We start from the raw sequence: 14,073 nt of genomic DNA on the forward strand, positions 1-14,073 counted from the left end.
GACAGCAGCCGGTTGCAGTCACACAACGGATTACTCGCGGAGGGTTATCTGTATGCAGATCGACTGGTCGATCATTCTCGACTTCCTGCCTCAGTTACTTAAAGGGGCACAGGTCACGATTCATATCACACTGTTTGGTCTGGTCGGTGGCCTGATTCTCGGTGGTATCGCCGGGCTGATGCGTGCCTACGGTGGCCGCGTGCTGAATGCCATTGCCTTTACCTACATTGAGCTGATCCGTGGCACCCCCATCGTGGTGCAGGTGATGTTCCTGTATTTTGCCCTGCCAGTGCTGGCTGGCATTCGGATTGACCCGATGTCCGCAGCTATTCTCGCCATCATCGTTAATGCCGGTGCCTACATTGCTGAAATAGCCCGAGGTGCCCTGCTTTCTATTTCCAAAGGGCTGACCGAAGCCGGTCTGGCGATGGGTCTGCCGCACTGGAAGGTGCTGCTGTATATCACCGGCCCGCTGGCCTTCCGCCGCCTGATCCCACCACTGGGTAACCAGTGCATCGTCAGCCTCAAGGATACGTCGCTGTTTATTGTCATCGGTGTCGGTGAACTGACCCGTACCGGACAGGAAATCATGGCCGCCAACTTCCGCGCCGTCGAAATCTGGGCCGCCGTTGCCATCATCTATCTGGTCATGACCGGCACACTCACCCTGCTGCTGCGCATCATCGAAAAGCGGATGAGAATTCTATGAGCATCATTCAGTTCAACAACACCTCAAAACACTTCGGCAACCTCAAGGTGCTAGACGGTGTCGACCTGTCGATCAACAGTGGCGAAGTGGTCGTGCTGATCGGCCCGTCAGGCTCAGGCAAATCCACCCTGCTGCGCTGTATCAACGGGCTGGAAACCATTACCGGTGGGGACTTAATTGTTGACGGTATCAGTGTCACAGCGGGTGCCCGACAACTACGCCTGATCCGTCAGGAAGCCGGCATGGTGTTCCAGCAGTTCAATCTTTTCCCCCAGCTGACCGCGCTGGAAAACGTCGCCTTCGGCCCGCTGAAAGTACGCGGTGCCAGTAAGAAAGACGCACAGCTGCAGGCTCAGGCACTGCTGGAGAAAGTGGGACTCGGCGCACGCGCCGGCCATTACCCTGCGGAGCTTTCCGGTGGGCAGCAGCAGCGTGTGGCCATCGCCCGGGCGCTGGCCATCAAACCCAAAGTGATGCTGTTTGACGAGCCTACCTCGGCGCTGGACCCGGAGCTCAAGCAGGAAGTGCTCAACGTCATGCGTCAACTGGCGGAAGAAGGCATGACCATGATCGTGGTCACCCACGAGATCAGCTTCGCCAAACAGGTCGGCACCCGCCTGATTTTTATGGAGCACGGCAAGATCACCGTCGATGGTGAACCCCGCAGCACCATTGATTCCCCTCCCAATGACCGCCTGAAGGACTTCCTGAAACATGTCGATTAATCGCCCCATCGACCTTGGCTGGTGCACAGCCCGTGGTGACCACTTCCAGATCGGTCTGACGCTGGGCCAGCGGGGACGCGCAGCCGTGCAGCAACATCTGATCAGCAGCGAGCTGTGGCGACAGGTGACTGATGCAAGGCATCAGCAACGAGTGGCCCGCATGAGCGAACAGACCCGGCAGCGCTTCCCGTTTATCTGGCAGGAACTGCTGGGCATGGCGGAAGGGCTGGGATTGCCTGTCGAGCAGGTGATGGCCTGGAATTGCCGGGGCGATCTGCTGGCCTCCGCGCCGGACGGTTGCACCACCGTGCTGCTGCCGGGCGAGCAGATCACCATTGCCCACAATGAAGACGGTCTGCCCTTCTTCCGTGGCAGCTGCTTTATTGCCGATGTGCAGCCGGATAACCAGCCGGGCTTCAGGGCATTCTGCTACCCCGCTTCGTTGCCCGGCCATACCTTCGCCATGACCGATGCCGGGCTGGTGCAGGCGGTGAACAATCTGCGCCTGCTGGGTGTGGAGGCCCTTATTCCACGCATGGTGCTGGGCCGCGCCGTACTCGCCTGCCAGAACCTTGCCGAAGCCGTCGATCTGCTGCGTGCCGAGCCTGACTGCGGGGGCTTCCATTTCAGTCTGGCGCAACAGGGCCACCCGCAGCTGCTGAGTATCGAGTTTGGTGATGGCCATTGCTCGGTGCGTGAAGTCACGACGCCATCGCTGCACGCTAATCATGCGTTGCATCTGCAGCGTGGCCTGCAGGCGCAGATCATTACCGACTCCTCCCGCGACCGGCAGCAGCGCGGGGAGATACTGGTTGACGCCACCGCGGTAAATGCTTTATCAGTTCTGCGGGACAACGCAGGACCGGGCCTGCCCATCTGGCGTGATGCCATCGATGACCCGGACGACGAAAACACCCTCGCTACTGCCGTCATGCAGATCAGCGCAGAGGGGATCACATGGAGTATCTATGACCACGCCACTGACTGTGCCGCCTACCACAGTGGATGAACCCGCCGTTCAGGAGCGCGCCGGTATGGCACCGGCGACGCTGCAGGGGCTGCGTGAGCTGATGTTTGAGATCGCCCGCGGACAAAGCGACATCGCTATCGGTGCCAAGGCATTGCATGCTCTTGGCCGCATTCTGGATCTCAAGGGTGATCCGGCGTTGCTGTCTATCACCACCCTGGCGGACCGGCTGGATATTCACCCCTCGACCATCACCCGGCTGGCGAGGAATCTGGGCTATAAAAGCTTCGGTGCTTTTCAGGAGGTGCTGCTCAGCACCTCGCTGTCTACCTCCGGCTCCTTCTACTCCCGTCAGGCACAGTCCGCACTGGACAGCAGCCACCTGCCCAGTCAGGGTGTCGCAACCCGTCTGTGCCGGGAGAATCAGGCCAATATTGACCGTTTTGTTGATGCCTTCGATGCCGCCAGCTTTGATCAGGCCGTCAGCCTGATCACGCACGCCCCGCGCATCGCCGTCCACGGCATTCGCCAGTTTCACGCCTTTGCCAGTTTTCTGGTCTATGGCCTGCGGATGATTCGCAGCGATGTTCACCTGCTCGATAGCAACGCGCTGGGTAATGCCGAAGCACTGGCCAGTCTGACAAAGGATGACTTGCTGATTTCCGCCAGCTGCTCGCCCTACTCCCGACTGGTGGCCGATACTGCAGCGGCGGCGGCGGAGAAAGGTCTGACTCTGCTGGCTATCACTGACGGTGCGCGCTCACCGCTGGTTGAACACTCAAGGACTGCACTTTTTGTCCCCCATGACACCAGTTTCCTGTCCAACTCCCTCACCACCTTTATTCTGCTGGCAGAATGTCTGATCAATGCCTGTGCTGCCGCTATGCCCGACAGTGCCAAACAGGCGCTGGCCGAGCGGGATGCGATGATCAAACGTCTTAATATCGAGCTGTAACGCAGATCTGCAGCCAGCAGATCGCGGTCGCCCTTCCCTGCCAGCGGGAGTGTCTGCTCCTGCTGGCATGCTCATGCTGTAAACCCTTCACCGCACAATGTGTAAACAACACGCCCCGTTCAGCGCCAATCCCTGATGTTCTGGTGCCCATATTCTGGTTCTGGACTGACGGGTACCGTATTCCTTTCCTATTCTTTGCCTGATGCTTACCTGACTGCTGCCGGCAATATGACGTTACCTCTTCCGGCTCTGGCAAATCAGGCACGGCTTTCTCTGTATCCCGCAGCGCTGGCCCGAACGACCGACAGGAGCCTTCCACAATACTATGCAACGTCGAACCATCGACCACACTGCAACAACGCCCGCCTTCCACCGTGCCCAGATAAGCCGGCGGCTGTGGCTGGGAGCAGTGGCTGCTATCTTGCTGTCGGTAGCACTGGCCGCGACGGTACTCACTCATCTTTATCACTCGCTGACACGGGCCGAGTTCAATGCCCAGATACTGCAGGATCTGCATCTGATCATCGAAACTGGCAACCGGATCAGCGCTGAGCGCGCTCCTGTCAATCTGCTGCTGGCCAGTGACGCTGACGGCCTCAACACAAGGCGCCAGTTACTGCAGCAGGCACGGCAAAAGACCGATAACGCTCTGGCACGCCTGCGTGACGGCATCATTACCGACGCACAGCTTGATCGTGTGGTGAATGTACTGGCGTCTTCCCGCCGGCAGGTAGACATCAGTGCTGATCAGCTTCCCCACAGCGATGCCGACGCCCAGCATACCTATGACAATGTGCAGCAAGCAGTGAAGGCTATGATGGCGGCTTACGACAGCTTCAATGCACTGCTGCTGAACCGTTCGTCGCAGATGATCGGTGAGGACCCGGAACTGAGTGGAGCGATTATTCGTGCTCTGGTTCTGTGCAGTTTGCGTGATGATGCCGGGCGCCTTGGCTCCCATATCATTGCACCGCTGGTGGCAGGCGTCCCCATGCCGGCACAAAACCGGGAAGACAGTGAGCGAACGCTGGCACGTATGGAGTCGCACTGGGAGATGCTGTGGTTTGATGCCGATGCCCTGCCCACTCAGGGAGATGTGGCCATGCTGGGAAACCAGGCACTTACCCAGCTCAGTGGCGATGGTCGGCGGCTGGTACGCCGACTGATCAGAGAAGGGCTGAATGGTGGTACCTATTCCATGAACGCTACCGAATTCACCCTGCACTACATCAAGGTACTGACGCCACTGGAAGACTGGTCCAATGCATACCTCAATCAACTGGTCAGCGAATTTCAGCAGCACAAACAACGGGCGCTCGGTCAGTTTTTCGTCGTCGTACTGGTAGCCACCCTAATTGTCAGCCTGATTGCGGGCATCGTGCTGCTGGTGCATCTGCGCATACTCAAACCGTTGCTTGAAGCCAGTGAAGTGGTGATCGCTCTGGCGGACGAAAAGACGGAAACCAGCCTGCGCCGTCACTGTAACGTCAGGGAGCTACAGCCGCTGTTTGAGGCCATTGATACCCTGGGCTTTCGCCTGCAGGAGCGGGTCGCGCTGACGCGGCAATTAAAACATCAGGCTGATACCGATGGACTGACCCAACTGCTCAACCGGCGCGCCTTTATCAGTTCCGTCCTGTCCCGCCTGAACAGGGCAACTAGCCACTGTCGTGGCTTTCTGATTCTGCTCGACATTGATCACTTCAAGGCGATCAATGACAACCACGGCCATCCTACCGGTGACGCGGTGCTGATAGCCGTGGCGGAGGCTCTGGCGAACCATGTCAGGCCCGATGATCTGGTAGGCCGTATCGGTGGTGAGGAATTCGCAGTGTTGCTGCTGGCACCGGACATCAACGCCGCGCTCAATCTTGCCTCACGCCTGCAGCAGGCGCTGCGGGAGCTGCTATTGCCAGCAGGCAATGGCAAGACACTCAGGGTCACTGCCAGCTTTGGTATCGCAGAAGGGAGCGGCGTCAGCTGGCAGGAGCTACTCAGTAATGCGGACTCCGCGCTCTATGCTGCCAAGCATGCCGGGCGTGACTGCGTACACTGCTATAACCCCCACGCCGCCTGAGCCATCACTGGCCTGTCAGTGATTCGTGCGGTACAGCAGAGCAATGATTTCGGCTTTGCTGTTCACTTCCAGCTTGCGAAAGATGTGTTGCAGGTGGGTTTTGACCGTCGCCAGCGAGCAGTCCAGTGCGCTGGCAATGACCTTGTTGGCCGTGCCCTGTGCCAGATGCTCAAGCACCTGTATTTCCTTGGCCGTCAGGGCGTACTCGTGGCAAAAGCGGCTGAAGGCCTGTCGCTGCGGCGTGTGCAGCAACTGCTGCGCAGTGAATTCCATGAACCGCTGGGCGGCCCGCAGCTGATTCACCTCGGCGGAGGAAAACTCGGGCAGCGCTTCCGTCCGCAGGACTGCAGCTCCGGCAACCAGCTGATCATCGACGCGCAAATACAGCTCGACGATATCGCGGATGCCCCAGCTACGAACAAATTCACTGTAGAACGGGCTCGCGCTGCGCTGCTGAAACGGGATCAGATCATTCATCTTCAGCACCCGAATATCTGTCGTCATGATTTTGCTCGGGTGCATGGGGTCGATTTCAAATAGCCCGTCGAGATAGGCCTGATGCTGACGGGCATGAATGGCATGAGTCAGATAACGGACGACTTTGCTACCGTCCACCGTGTAGGACACAGCACCGGAAGCCGGAACAATACCGGTCAGCAGGCGAATGCACTCCTGCTGCAGGGCGTAGGGGTCAACGGCGTGTGGAACAGGGTTGTAGGGCATGGTCATCTCCCCTTTTTATTATTCTTGATTAATGTGCTTTAGCTGACCGCCAGTGTAGCCATCCCTTGTAGCGATGAACATAGCTTTCTGGAAAGGTAAGTGACCGCAACCTTCCTGAGAATATCCTCACGTTATTCCATGGCGATATGGTCCTTGCTGGCCGGTGCCTGCCTGGCTTTGGGCCCGCCCAGCAGAAATACCAGCGGCAAGGCGCACAGGGTGACCCACATCATCAGCTTGAAGTCCTGCAGATAGGACAGCGTCAGCGCCTGCCGGGTCACTTCTGCGTTGAGCGCGGCCAGCCCTTCTGTACTACTCAGATTATAGGCACCCTGCTCCACAGCCATTTTCAGCGGCAGATGGAACGGGCTGATGTAGGCCCCAAAAGACTCATGGTTGCCCTGAGTGTTCTGCGCCAGTTTGGTCATACAGATGGAGATACCAATACTGCTGCCAATATTGCGCACCAGACTGAACAGCGCGGTACCTTCGTTACGATAGCGCGCCGCCAGCGTTGAAAAGGTGATGGTCGACAGCGGGACAAAAATGAACCCCAGCCCAAGCCCCTGTACAACGCCGGTCCGGACAATATCCCAGCCGCTGATGTCGAGACTGAAGAAGGTCATTTCCCACATGGACGCCGTCGTCAGGCACAGACCAAACAGCACCTGTACCCGCGCATCGACCCTGCCAGACAGCTTACCCACCAGCATCATCGCAATCATGGTACCTACCCCGCGTGGCGCCAGCAGATAACCCACATCCAGCACCGGGTAGCCCAGCAGGTTCTGCATGAAGGGAGGCAGCAATGCCATGGTTGCCAGCAGAATGACGCCAACGATAAAGATCATCACCAGCCCGACGCTGAAATTGCGGTCCCTGAACAGTCCCGGCTCTATAAATGGATGGGAGTGAGTGAAGATATGTGCCAGAAACAGGTACATAAACAGCACTGCCAGACAGGTCTCAATCACAATCTCGGCATTAGCGAACCAGTCCAGCGACTCACCGCGATCCAGCATCATCTGCAGGGCACCGATACCCACACTGAGAAAGGCAAACCCCAGCAGATCAAAGCGGCGACTCAGGTCGATGGGGGTTTCTTTGACATAGGCAGCAATCCCCAGCCATGCCAGCACCCCAAAGGGAATGTTGATATAGAACACCCAGCGCCAGTTGTAATACTCGGTCAGCCAGCCACCCAGTGTTGGCCCCAGAATCGGCCCGACCATCACCCCGACACCCCACATGGCCATGGCGGAACCGTGCTGCTCACGGGGATAGGTATCGAGCAGTACCGCCTGCGACAGCGGCACCAGACTGGCCCCGAACACTCCCTGCAGCAGCCGGAACAGCACGATTTGCGGCAGGCTTTGCGCGGCACCACAGAGCATGGAAGTGAGTGTGAAACCTACCACTGACCACAGAAACAGACGCTTGCGACCAAAACGGGCGCTAAGGAATCCCGTCATCGGCATAAAGATGGCAGCGGCGACTATGTAGGATGTCAGCACCCAGGAAATCTGGTCCTGAGTGGCCCCCATCGCGCCCTGCATATTGGGTAAGGAGACGTTGGCGATGGTGGTATCCAGTGCCTGCATGATGGTCGCCAGCATGACAGACAGGGTGACCAGGGAGCGATGTCCGCTGCCCTCTTCGACAGTGTGGCTCATGGCCTGACCTTCTCGGTTAAAACGGGTCACGCCGCTGGACGTAGTCTGCGGCATGATCTCAACATCAGGAGTGGCCGGTGCTGTCACTCAGTGTGAGCGGAGCTGTGGCCACAGACAGACCTCAGTGAGCCTCAGCCGCCTGAGCGGATGGCAGCCAGCTCCCATCACCCAATGCCAGCCCCAGTAACTCACGGCGGTGGCCGGTATCAATCGCGACGCTGGTACTGAGCCCGGCGCGCAGCTGCGGTGCATTCTGTACCGGGGTGAGATGAATCCGTACCGGCACACGCTGAGTGATTTTCACCCAGTTGCCAGTGGCGTTCTGTGCAGGAATAACCGAGAACTCGGAGCCGGTCAGCGGGCTCAGGCTTTCCACCACGCCGTGCCACTGCGTATCAGGATAGGTATCCACCCTGATGTCGACCGTCTGCCCCGGGGTGACGTAGGTCAGATCAGTTTCCGGATAGTTGGCTTCGATCCACAGATCATCCGCCACCAGTATCAGGGCTGAACTGCCTGCATCAAGATACTGACCGGCCTTGGGCAGCTTGGTGACGATGCCATCCTGCGACGCCACCAGCTGTGTACGTTTCAGATCCAGTCGCGCTTCGCTGACCTCTGCCAGCGCTTCCTTGTAGCTGGGCAATTGTTCAACCGGCGTATCGACACTGCCACCGAGGGAATCAGCGATGCGGGTCAGCTCTTTCTGCAGGCTGTCAATCTGCTGGCTGGCCACGTCAGCTGCCTGACGGGCGTCGTCCAGCTGTGAGGTCGAGACAAAGTTCTGTGATTTGAGGTTACTCAGACGCCCCTGATCTTTCAGAGCAAACTGATAGCGGGTGCGCGCCAGTGCCAGCTCGGAGAGCTTTTCCTGATAGGACGCCTTGGTGACGTTGAGATCGGTGCGGACCTGTTCCAGGCTGGCCTGCTTGCGCTCAAGGGCAAGCTGAAATGGCTCCGCATCCAGAGTGAACAGCGGCTGACCGGCTTTAACGGGCTGATTCTCCTGCACCAGCACCTGCTGCACACGGCCAGAGACTTCAACACTGAGCGGGATCTTGTCGGCTTTGACGTAGGCGTTTTCCGTCTCTACATAACGCCCGCCCTGCAGGTAGACATAGCCCCCGGCCACAATCGCCGCCAGCGGGATCACGACAAGCAGCAGAAAACGTTTGCCACCGTTGTTGTTTTTGCTGGCGGAAGGAGCAGCACCCGCGGGTGCCGCCGAAGACTGAGTACTCATACAACAAACTCCGAGGACGACAGCGCAAGTGCCCGCTTGCGCCGGGTGATTCAAATCAGCGGTTGTTAACGTTATTACGCATGACCTGCAGCGCTTCCATGACCATACCGACCTGAATGTGGTCGAGGCCCTTGAGTGCATGCTGGGTCACTTCGGCAATAAGTTGATCAATCATTTCCAGATGAGGCGTGGCCTTCTCCAGCAGATGCAGCCGGTAGGCACGACGGTCATCCGGGTCAGGGCGACGCTCAACCAGCCCGGCTTCCGATAGCTGGTCAATCAGACGTGCCAGAGTAATAGGCTGAACTTCCATCAACTCGGCCAGATCCACCTGACGCAACCCTTCGTTGCGTGACAGATGCACCAGCACCCTGGCCTGTGCCGTGGTGAAGGGGCTGTCGGTAAGGCGTTTCTGGAACATGCGCCGCATATGGCGTGAGATGTCACCGATCAGGAAACCGATGCTTTGGTCATTCAACTTCATAGGTGTGCTTCTACTGCTCATCCGTTTCCCCATGCTGCATTGAAGCAACAAGACCAGAAGGAACGGCAATTTAGTATAGGTTGCTTATTGTATGGTCTGCTTACTTTCTAACAACCGGGAAAAGCGTCTTATAAAAAGACAGTGAGTTGATGCTGTGATCTTGGCTGTCAGAGGTGTCCTCGGAGTACACCGCGTCTTCAGCCGATCCCTTTCATCACAAACCGACGGCTCATGCAGATACCGGGCAAGTAACGCACAAACGTCAGCGACTGGTTCGATAACGCCGCAGTGCCGCATTTTCAAGCAGCCTGTTGCTGAATCCAATCAGCTCCGCGGCATTTTACTGCCCTTTTACCCAAAAAAGGCAGGCAACAGATAGGTGTCGGATTGTTACCCTGATGCGGCTGGACATTCGCTTTCAGCCCTGAGCAATGCCCTTTATTGATCCGCCAGAAACAAAAATGCCCCGAGGGCAATCCCTCAGGGCATTCTGTTACCTGCAACGGATAGCGTTATCAGGCTTCGCCGGGCTCTTTATGAACCTCGGGTTTGGCTTTCTGTTCCGGCTTGACCAGCCCGTCGGCACGAAACATCGCTTTGATGCCCCTGACGGCCTGACGAATACGGTCCTGATTTTCGATCAGCGCAAAGCGCACGTAGTCATCGCCGTAGTCACCAAAACCGATACCGGGTGAGACGCAGACTTTGGCTTCGGCCAGCAGCTTCTTGGCAAACTCCAGTGACCCCAGGTGCAGATAAGGCTCAGGAATTTTGGCCCAGACATACATGGAAGCTTTGGGGTTATCCACCATCCAGCCAGCTTCGTGCAGCCCTTTCACCATGGTGTTGCGGCGCAGGCGATACTGCTCGGCAATATCCCGCACACACTGCTGGTCTCCTTCCAGGGCAGCAATGGCGGCTACCTGCAAAGGCGTGAATGTGCCGTAGTCGTGGTAGCTCTTGATCCGCGCCAGTGCCTGCACCAGCTCTTTGTTACCCACCATGAAGCCGATGCGCCAGCCTGCCATGTTGTAGCTCTTCGACAGGGTGAAGAACTCCACGGCCACATCCTTGGCACCCGGTACCTGCATGATAGAGGGCGCTTTCCAGCCATCGTAAACGATGTCGGCATAGGCCAGATCATGCACCACCAGCACCCCGTACTGCCTGGCCAGCGCGACCACACGCTCGAAAAACTCGAGCTCGACACACTGGGCTGTGGGGTTGGAGGGGAATCCAAGGATCATCATTTTCGGTTTGGGGATCGACTCGCGGATGGCCCGTTCGAGCTCCACGAAGAAATCAACACCGGGAATCAGAGGGACTGAGCGCACCTGCGCACCGGCAATAACCGCGCCGTAGATATGGATCGGATAGCTGGGATTGGGCACCAGCACCGTGTCGCCATGATCAAGGGTCGCCAGCATCAGGTGCGCCAGCCCTTCTTTTGAACCAATGGTGACGATAGCTTCTTCTTCAGGGTCGATATCAACCTGATAGCGGTCAGCATACCAGCGGGAAATAGCACGACGCAGGCGAGGAATACCACGGGAGGTGGAGTAACCGTGGGTGTCTTCCCGTTGAGCAACCGTGCACAGCTTTTCGACGATATGAGGGGGCGTCGGGCCGTCCGGGTTCCCCATGCTGAAATCGATAATGTCCTCGCCACGACGACGGGCGGCCATTTTCAGTTCAGCAGTGATGTTGAAAACATAGGGGGGAAGACGATCAATACGGGAAAAACGACGTACTGGGGGTACGGAAGAATCTTTAGCCATGTTGTCCTCGACATACGTAAGCGCCCGGAACCGTCCGAGCGACGCGGTCACACAGCGGTGACCTGAGGCAACACCCTACACCTGCGCCAGCCGATTTGCCTAGCCCCCTGTCGGGCTATTTTTTCTGATCCGCGTTCGTTTATTCCCTGCTGATGCAGACCTGTCGAATGGCCTCCACCACGGCACTCACTGCCGGGCTCTGTAACCCGCCTGCACGGGTGGTGATGCCGATCTGGCGGCGGGTTTTCTCAAGGCCGATAGGCAGGGTGGCAAACGCGCTGTTGCTCAGCTCCCCCCCCAGCTGCTGCAGGGAAATAGCAGTGATACAGTCGGTTTGCAGCAGCATCGAGCGTAATATGGCCAGATCGCCGGTTTCGATGGAGGGCTGTGGTGGGCGCAGGCCAATATCACGAAAACTGATCTCCAGCCCCTGCCGTGAGGGCGAGTCCTGCCGGGACAGAATCCAGGGCATGTCACGCAGATCAGCCAGCGTCAGAGACGTGCGCTGCAGCAGAGGATGGCCCTGCCTTACCACCACACTGACCTCATCAATAAACAGCGGCTCAGCCGCCAGCTCTTTGTCTGCCGGGCGCAGAGCACCGAAGATGAAATCAATCTCGCCACTGCGCAGCCCCGCCGCCAGTGATTCGTAAGGGCTTTCCACCGTTTTGATACGAATACCGGGATGCTGGCTGACGATCTTCGCCAGCGCCGTCGGCAGAATATGCGTCCTGCCAAGTGGCAAGGCACCAATGGTCACCTCACCCGTCAGCATGCCATGCATCGCCGACAGATCAGACGGAATATGCCGTAACTCGGCGAGTATACGCTTGGCACGAAATACCAGCCGTGCGCCCCGGTCAGTGGTAATCAGGCCCTGGGCCATGCGCTGAAATAACGGTTGCCCCACGGCTTCCTCGAAGCGCGACAGAAACATGCTCACTCCGGACTGCGACATGCCAAAGTGACGCGCCACACTGCTGATCTGTCTGACCCTTGCCAGCCACACCAGTAACATCAACTTGCGGCCATTGAGCAGCAACGTGGTCAGATGCTGACGCTCGCTGTGCCTGCCGCTGGCACCCAGCATTTCATCCAGTGCCTGATCCACCTCTTCCTGAATCCTGCGGGTACGGATCAGCACACTCTCCCCCATGCGATTAAGCAGCATGCCTCGCGCGTGGCGGTCGAACAGACTGCACCCGACACGCTGCTCCAGCTCCTGAATACTGCGGTTAACCGCTGAGGTCGCCCGATAGAGGCTATCGGCTGCACGGGCAATGCTGCCCTGCTCTGCCACCACGGCAAAGGTGCGCAGGTATTGCAGACTTTCTTCAATCAGCTGCAGCTCGTCGTCACTGAAACGACTCTGCTCGCCGCGACTGGCAGGTAGGTTCGGCTGCAAGAGTGTCACTCCTCATCTGACAGGTTATGGGTGATAACTGATCCTGATCAGAACACTGGCTGAAAATGGGGGCTATAGAGCGTAAAGCAAATTTACCAACATCACAAAATTAGACTGCTCGATCACAGAGTGGCAATGCGGGCCTTGGCAAGCGTCGCTAAAGTAACACCATGAGCCAGAGCCATTAAAAACAACCAAGAACAACAACACTTTTTGTTCGAGATGCCCGTTATGGACTGCAAAGAATCAACACCCGCCTATCCCGGACTGCAAGCGATCCCTTGCGTCTGGATGCGTGGCGGCACTTCCAAGGCTGCGTTTTTCCATGCCAGTGATCTGCCCGCTGACGCCGCTGCACGTGATGCCCTCATCCTGTCACTGATGGGACACGGCGAGCCGCGCCAGATCGACGGTATTGGCGGCGGTACTCCGCTGACCACCAAGGTGGCCATCGTTTCCCCTTCCAGCCGTCCCGACTGCGATGTCGAGTATCTGTTTGGTCAGGTCGTTGCCGGTCAGTCGCGCGTCGACTATGCACCCACCTGCGGCAATATTCTGGCGGCGGTCGGCCCGTTTGCGCTGGAGGAAGGGCTGGTCGCCGCCAAGGACGACATCACCGTTGTCAGCATCTATATGGTCAACACCAAAAGCCGCTGTGATGCGGTTATCCAGACCCCTGATCGTCAGGTCGCCTACCACGGCAGCACCGCCATCAGCGGTGTGCCGGGTACAGCATCCCCTATCGAGCTGCACTTCTTCGATACCATCGGCTCCTCCTGTGGCGCTCTGTACCCCACAGGTCAGGCCAAAGACGAATTCGACGGCGTGGCCGTCACCTGCATCGACAACGGCATGCCCGTGGTGCTGATGCAGGCCGCTGACCTCGGCATCAGTGGCTATGAGACACCTGCGGAACTGAACGCCAATACTGAGCTGAAGGCCCGTATCGAAAGCATCCGCCTGCAGGCAGGTGCTGCCATGGGGCTGGGTGATGTCAGCAGTAAAGTGGTGCCGAAGATGTCGCTGATTGCTCCGGCACAGGAAGGCGGCGCGGTGATGACCCGCACCTTTATTCCCCATACCTGCCATGAAGCCATCGGCGTGCTGGGTGCCGCCTCGGTGGCTTCGGCACTGATCGACCCTCGTGCGGCAGGCGGTGATACCTACCACGCAGTAGCAGGTATCAACGACCTTTCGGTGGAGCACCCCACAGGTGAGTTCACTGTACGGCTGACGCTGGCGGAAGATCGCCTCAGCATTCAGTCTGTCGCCCTGCTACGTACCGCCCGCCCGCTGATGCGCGGCGTTGCCCTGACCCCGAACAATAAATAAGG

The 14,073-nt window shown here is 58.1% G+C and carries 12 protein-coding genes; 6 read left to right on the forward strand and 6 right to left on the reverse strand.

Annotation, left to right across the window (positions count from 1 at the left end):
- Positions 1–52: 52 nt before the first annotated feature.
- The 5 genes from glnP to QCD60_RS23785 all read left to right on the forward strand — a co-directional run bounded on the left by glnP (position 53) and on the right by QCD60_RS23785 (position 5,433).
- Complete coding sequence (gene glnP / locus QCD60_RS23765; protein ID WP_279789073.1) at positions 53–709, forward strand: glutamine ABC transporter permease GlnP; 657 nt, start codon at positions 53–55, stop codon at positions 707–709.
- Positions 706–1,434, forward strand: coding sequence for a glutamine ABC transporter ATP-binding protein GlnQ (gene glnQ, locus QCD60_RS23770; protein ID WP_279789075.1), 729 nt, complete (start codon positions 706–708; stop codon positions 1,432–1,434). The genes glnP and glnQ overlap by 4 nt, the downstream gene beginning before the upstream one ends.
- Positions 1,424–2,443 (forward strand): C45 family autoproteolytic acyltransferase/hydolase, encoded by a 1,020-nt coding sequence (locus tag QCD60_RS23775; RefSeq protein ID WP_279789077.1) that lies wholly within the window; start codon positions 1,424–1,426, stop codon positions 2,441–2,443. The genes glnQ and QCD60_RS23775 overlap by 11 nt, the downstream gene beginning before the upstream one ends.
- Positions 2,403–3,356, forward strand: coding sequence for a MurR/RpiR family transcriptional regulator (locus QCD60_RS23780; RefSeq protein ID WP_279789079.1), 954 nt, complete (start codon positions 2,403–2,405; stop codon positions 3,354–3,356). The genes QCD60_RS23775 and QCD60_RS23780 overlap by 41 nt, the downstream gene beginning before the upstream one ends.
- Positions 3,357–3,681: 325 nt before the next feature.
- Entirely contained in the window at positions 3,682–5,433 is a 1,752-nt protein-coding gene (locus QCD60_RS23785; RefSeq protein ID WP_279789081.1) for a GGDEF domain-containing protein, read from the forward strand.
- A 15-nt stretch (positions 5,434–5,448) separates the two neighbouring features.
- Here QCD60_RS23785 and QCD60_RS23790 read toward each other — a convergent pair whose 3' ends face one another.
- From QCD60_RS23790 to QCD60_RS23815, 6 genes are all read right to left on the reverse strand, one after another.
- Positions 5,449–6,156: a LuxR C-terminal-related transcriptional regulator gene (locus tag QCD60_RS23790; protein WP_279789083.1), complete on the reverse strand. Its 708-nt coding sequence runs from the start codon at positions 6,154–6,156 to the stop codon at positions 5,449–5,451.
- 131 nt (positions 6,157–6,287) lie between these two features.
- On the reverse strand, positions 6,288–7,883 hold the full coding sequence (locus tag QCD60_RS23795) for a DHA2 family efflux MFS transporter permease subunit (protein WP_279789085.1): 1,596 nt from the start codon (positions 7,881–7,883) through the stop codon (positions 6,288–6,290).
- A 67-nt stretch (positions 7,884–7,950) separates the two neighbouring features.
- On the reverse strand, positions 7,951–9,072 hold the full coding sequence (locus QCD60_RS23800) for an HlyD family secretion protein (protein WP_279789087.1): 1,122 nt from the start codon (positions 9,070–9,072) through the stop codon (positions 7,951–7,953).
- Between the two features lie 55 nt (positions 9,073–9,127).
- Positions 9,128–9,556: a MarR family transcriptional regulator gene (locus tag QCD60_RS23805; RefSeq protein WP_279789089.1), complete on the reverse strand. Its 429-nt coding sequence runs from the start codon at positions 9,554–9,556 to the stop codon at positions 9,128–9,130.
- A 515-nt stretch (positions 9,557–10,071) separates the two neighbouring features.
- The gene (gene alaC, locus QCD60_RS23810; RefSeq protein WP_279789091.1) at positions 10,072–11,334 is read right to left on the reverse strand and encodes an alanine transaminase; all 1,263 of its coding nucleotides are present in this window, start codon (positions 11,332–11,334) and stop codon (positions 10,072–10,074) included.
- A 139-nt stretch (positions 11,335–11,473) separates the two neighbouring features.
- Complete coding sequence (locus QCD60_RS23815) at positions 11,474–12,739, reverse strand: LysR family transcriptional regulator (RefSeq protein WP_279789093.1); 1,266 nt, start codon at positions 12,737–12,739, stop codon at positions 11,474–11,476.
- 231 nt (positions 12,740–12,970) lie between these two features.
- Here QCD60_RS23815 and QCD60_RS23820 point away from each other — a divergent pair, with 231 nt between their 5' ends.
- The gene (locus QCD60_RS23820) at positions 12,971–14,071 is read left to right on the forward strand and encodes a 4-oxalomesaconate tautomerase (protein ID WP_279789095.1); all 1,101 of its coding nucleotides are present in this window, start codon (positions 12,971–12,973) and stop codon (positions 14,069–14,071) included.
- The last annotated feature ends 2 nt before the right edge of the window (positions 14,072–14,073 follow it).

Origin of the sequence: Pokkaliibacter sp. MBI-7 (assembly GCF_029846635.1) — a bacterium.
Lineage (GTDB): Bacteria > Pseudomonadota > Gammaproteobacteria > Pseudomonadales > Balneatricaceae > Pokkaliibacter.

What these genes read in the sequence shown, in the direction of transcription:
- QCD60_RS23780 (WP_279789079.1), top strand. Translation starts at nt 2,403, where the DNA reads ATGACCACGCCACTGACTGTGCCGCCTACCACAGTGGATGAACCCGCC.
- QCD60_RS23805 (WP_279789089.1), bottom strand. Translation starts at nt 9,556, where the DNA reads ATGAAGTTGAATGACCAAAGCATCGGTTTCCTGATCGGTGACATCTCA.
- QCD60_RS23785 (WP_279789081.1), top strand. Translation starts at nt 3,682, where the DNA reads ATGCAACGTCGAACCATCGACCACACTGCAACAACGCCCGCCTTCCAC.
- glnQ (WP_279789075.1), top strand. Translation starts at nt 706, where the DNA reads ATGAGCATCATTCAGTTCAACAACACCTCAAAACACTTCGGCAACCTC.
- QCD60_RS23775 (WP_279789077.1), top strand. Translation starts at nt 1,424, where the DNA reads ATGTCGATTAATCGCCCCATCGACCTTGGCTGGTGCACAGCCCGTGGT.
- QCD60_RS23795 (WP_279789085.1), bottom strand. Translation starts at nt 7,883, where the DNA reads ATGCCGCAGACTACGTCCAGCGGCGTGACCCGTTTTAACCGAGAAGGT.
- alaC (WP_279789091.1), bottom strand. Translation starts at nt 11,334, where the DNA reads ATGGCTAAAGATTCTTCCGTACCCCCAGTACGTCGTTTTTCCCGTATT.
- QCD60_RS23790 (WP_279789083.1), bottom strand. Translation starts at nt 6,156, where the DNA reads ATGCCCTACAACCCTGTTCCACACGCCGTTGACCCCTACGCCCTGCAG.
- QCD60_RS23820 (WP_279789095.1), top strand. Translation starts at nt 12,971, where the DNA reads ATGGACTGCAAAGAATCAACACCCGCCTATCCCGGACTGCAAGCGATC.
- glnP (WP_279789073.1), top strand. Translation starts at nt 53, where the DNA reads ATGCAGATCGACTGGTCGATCATTCTCGACTTCCTGCCTCAGTTACTT.
- QCD60_RS23800 (WP_279789087.1), bottom strand. Translation starts at nt 9,072, where the DNA reads ATGAGTACTCAGTCTTCGGCGGCACCCGCGGGTGCTGCTCCTTCCGCC.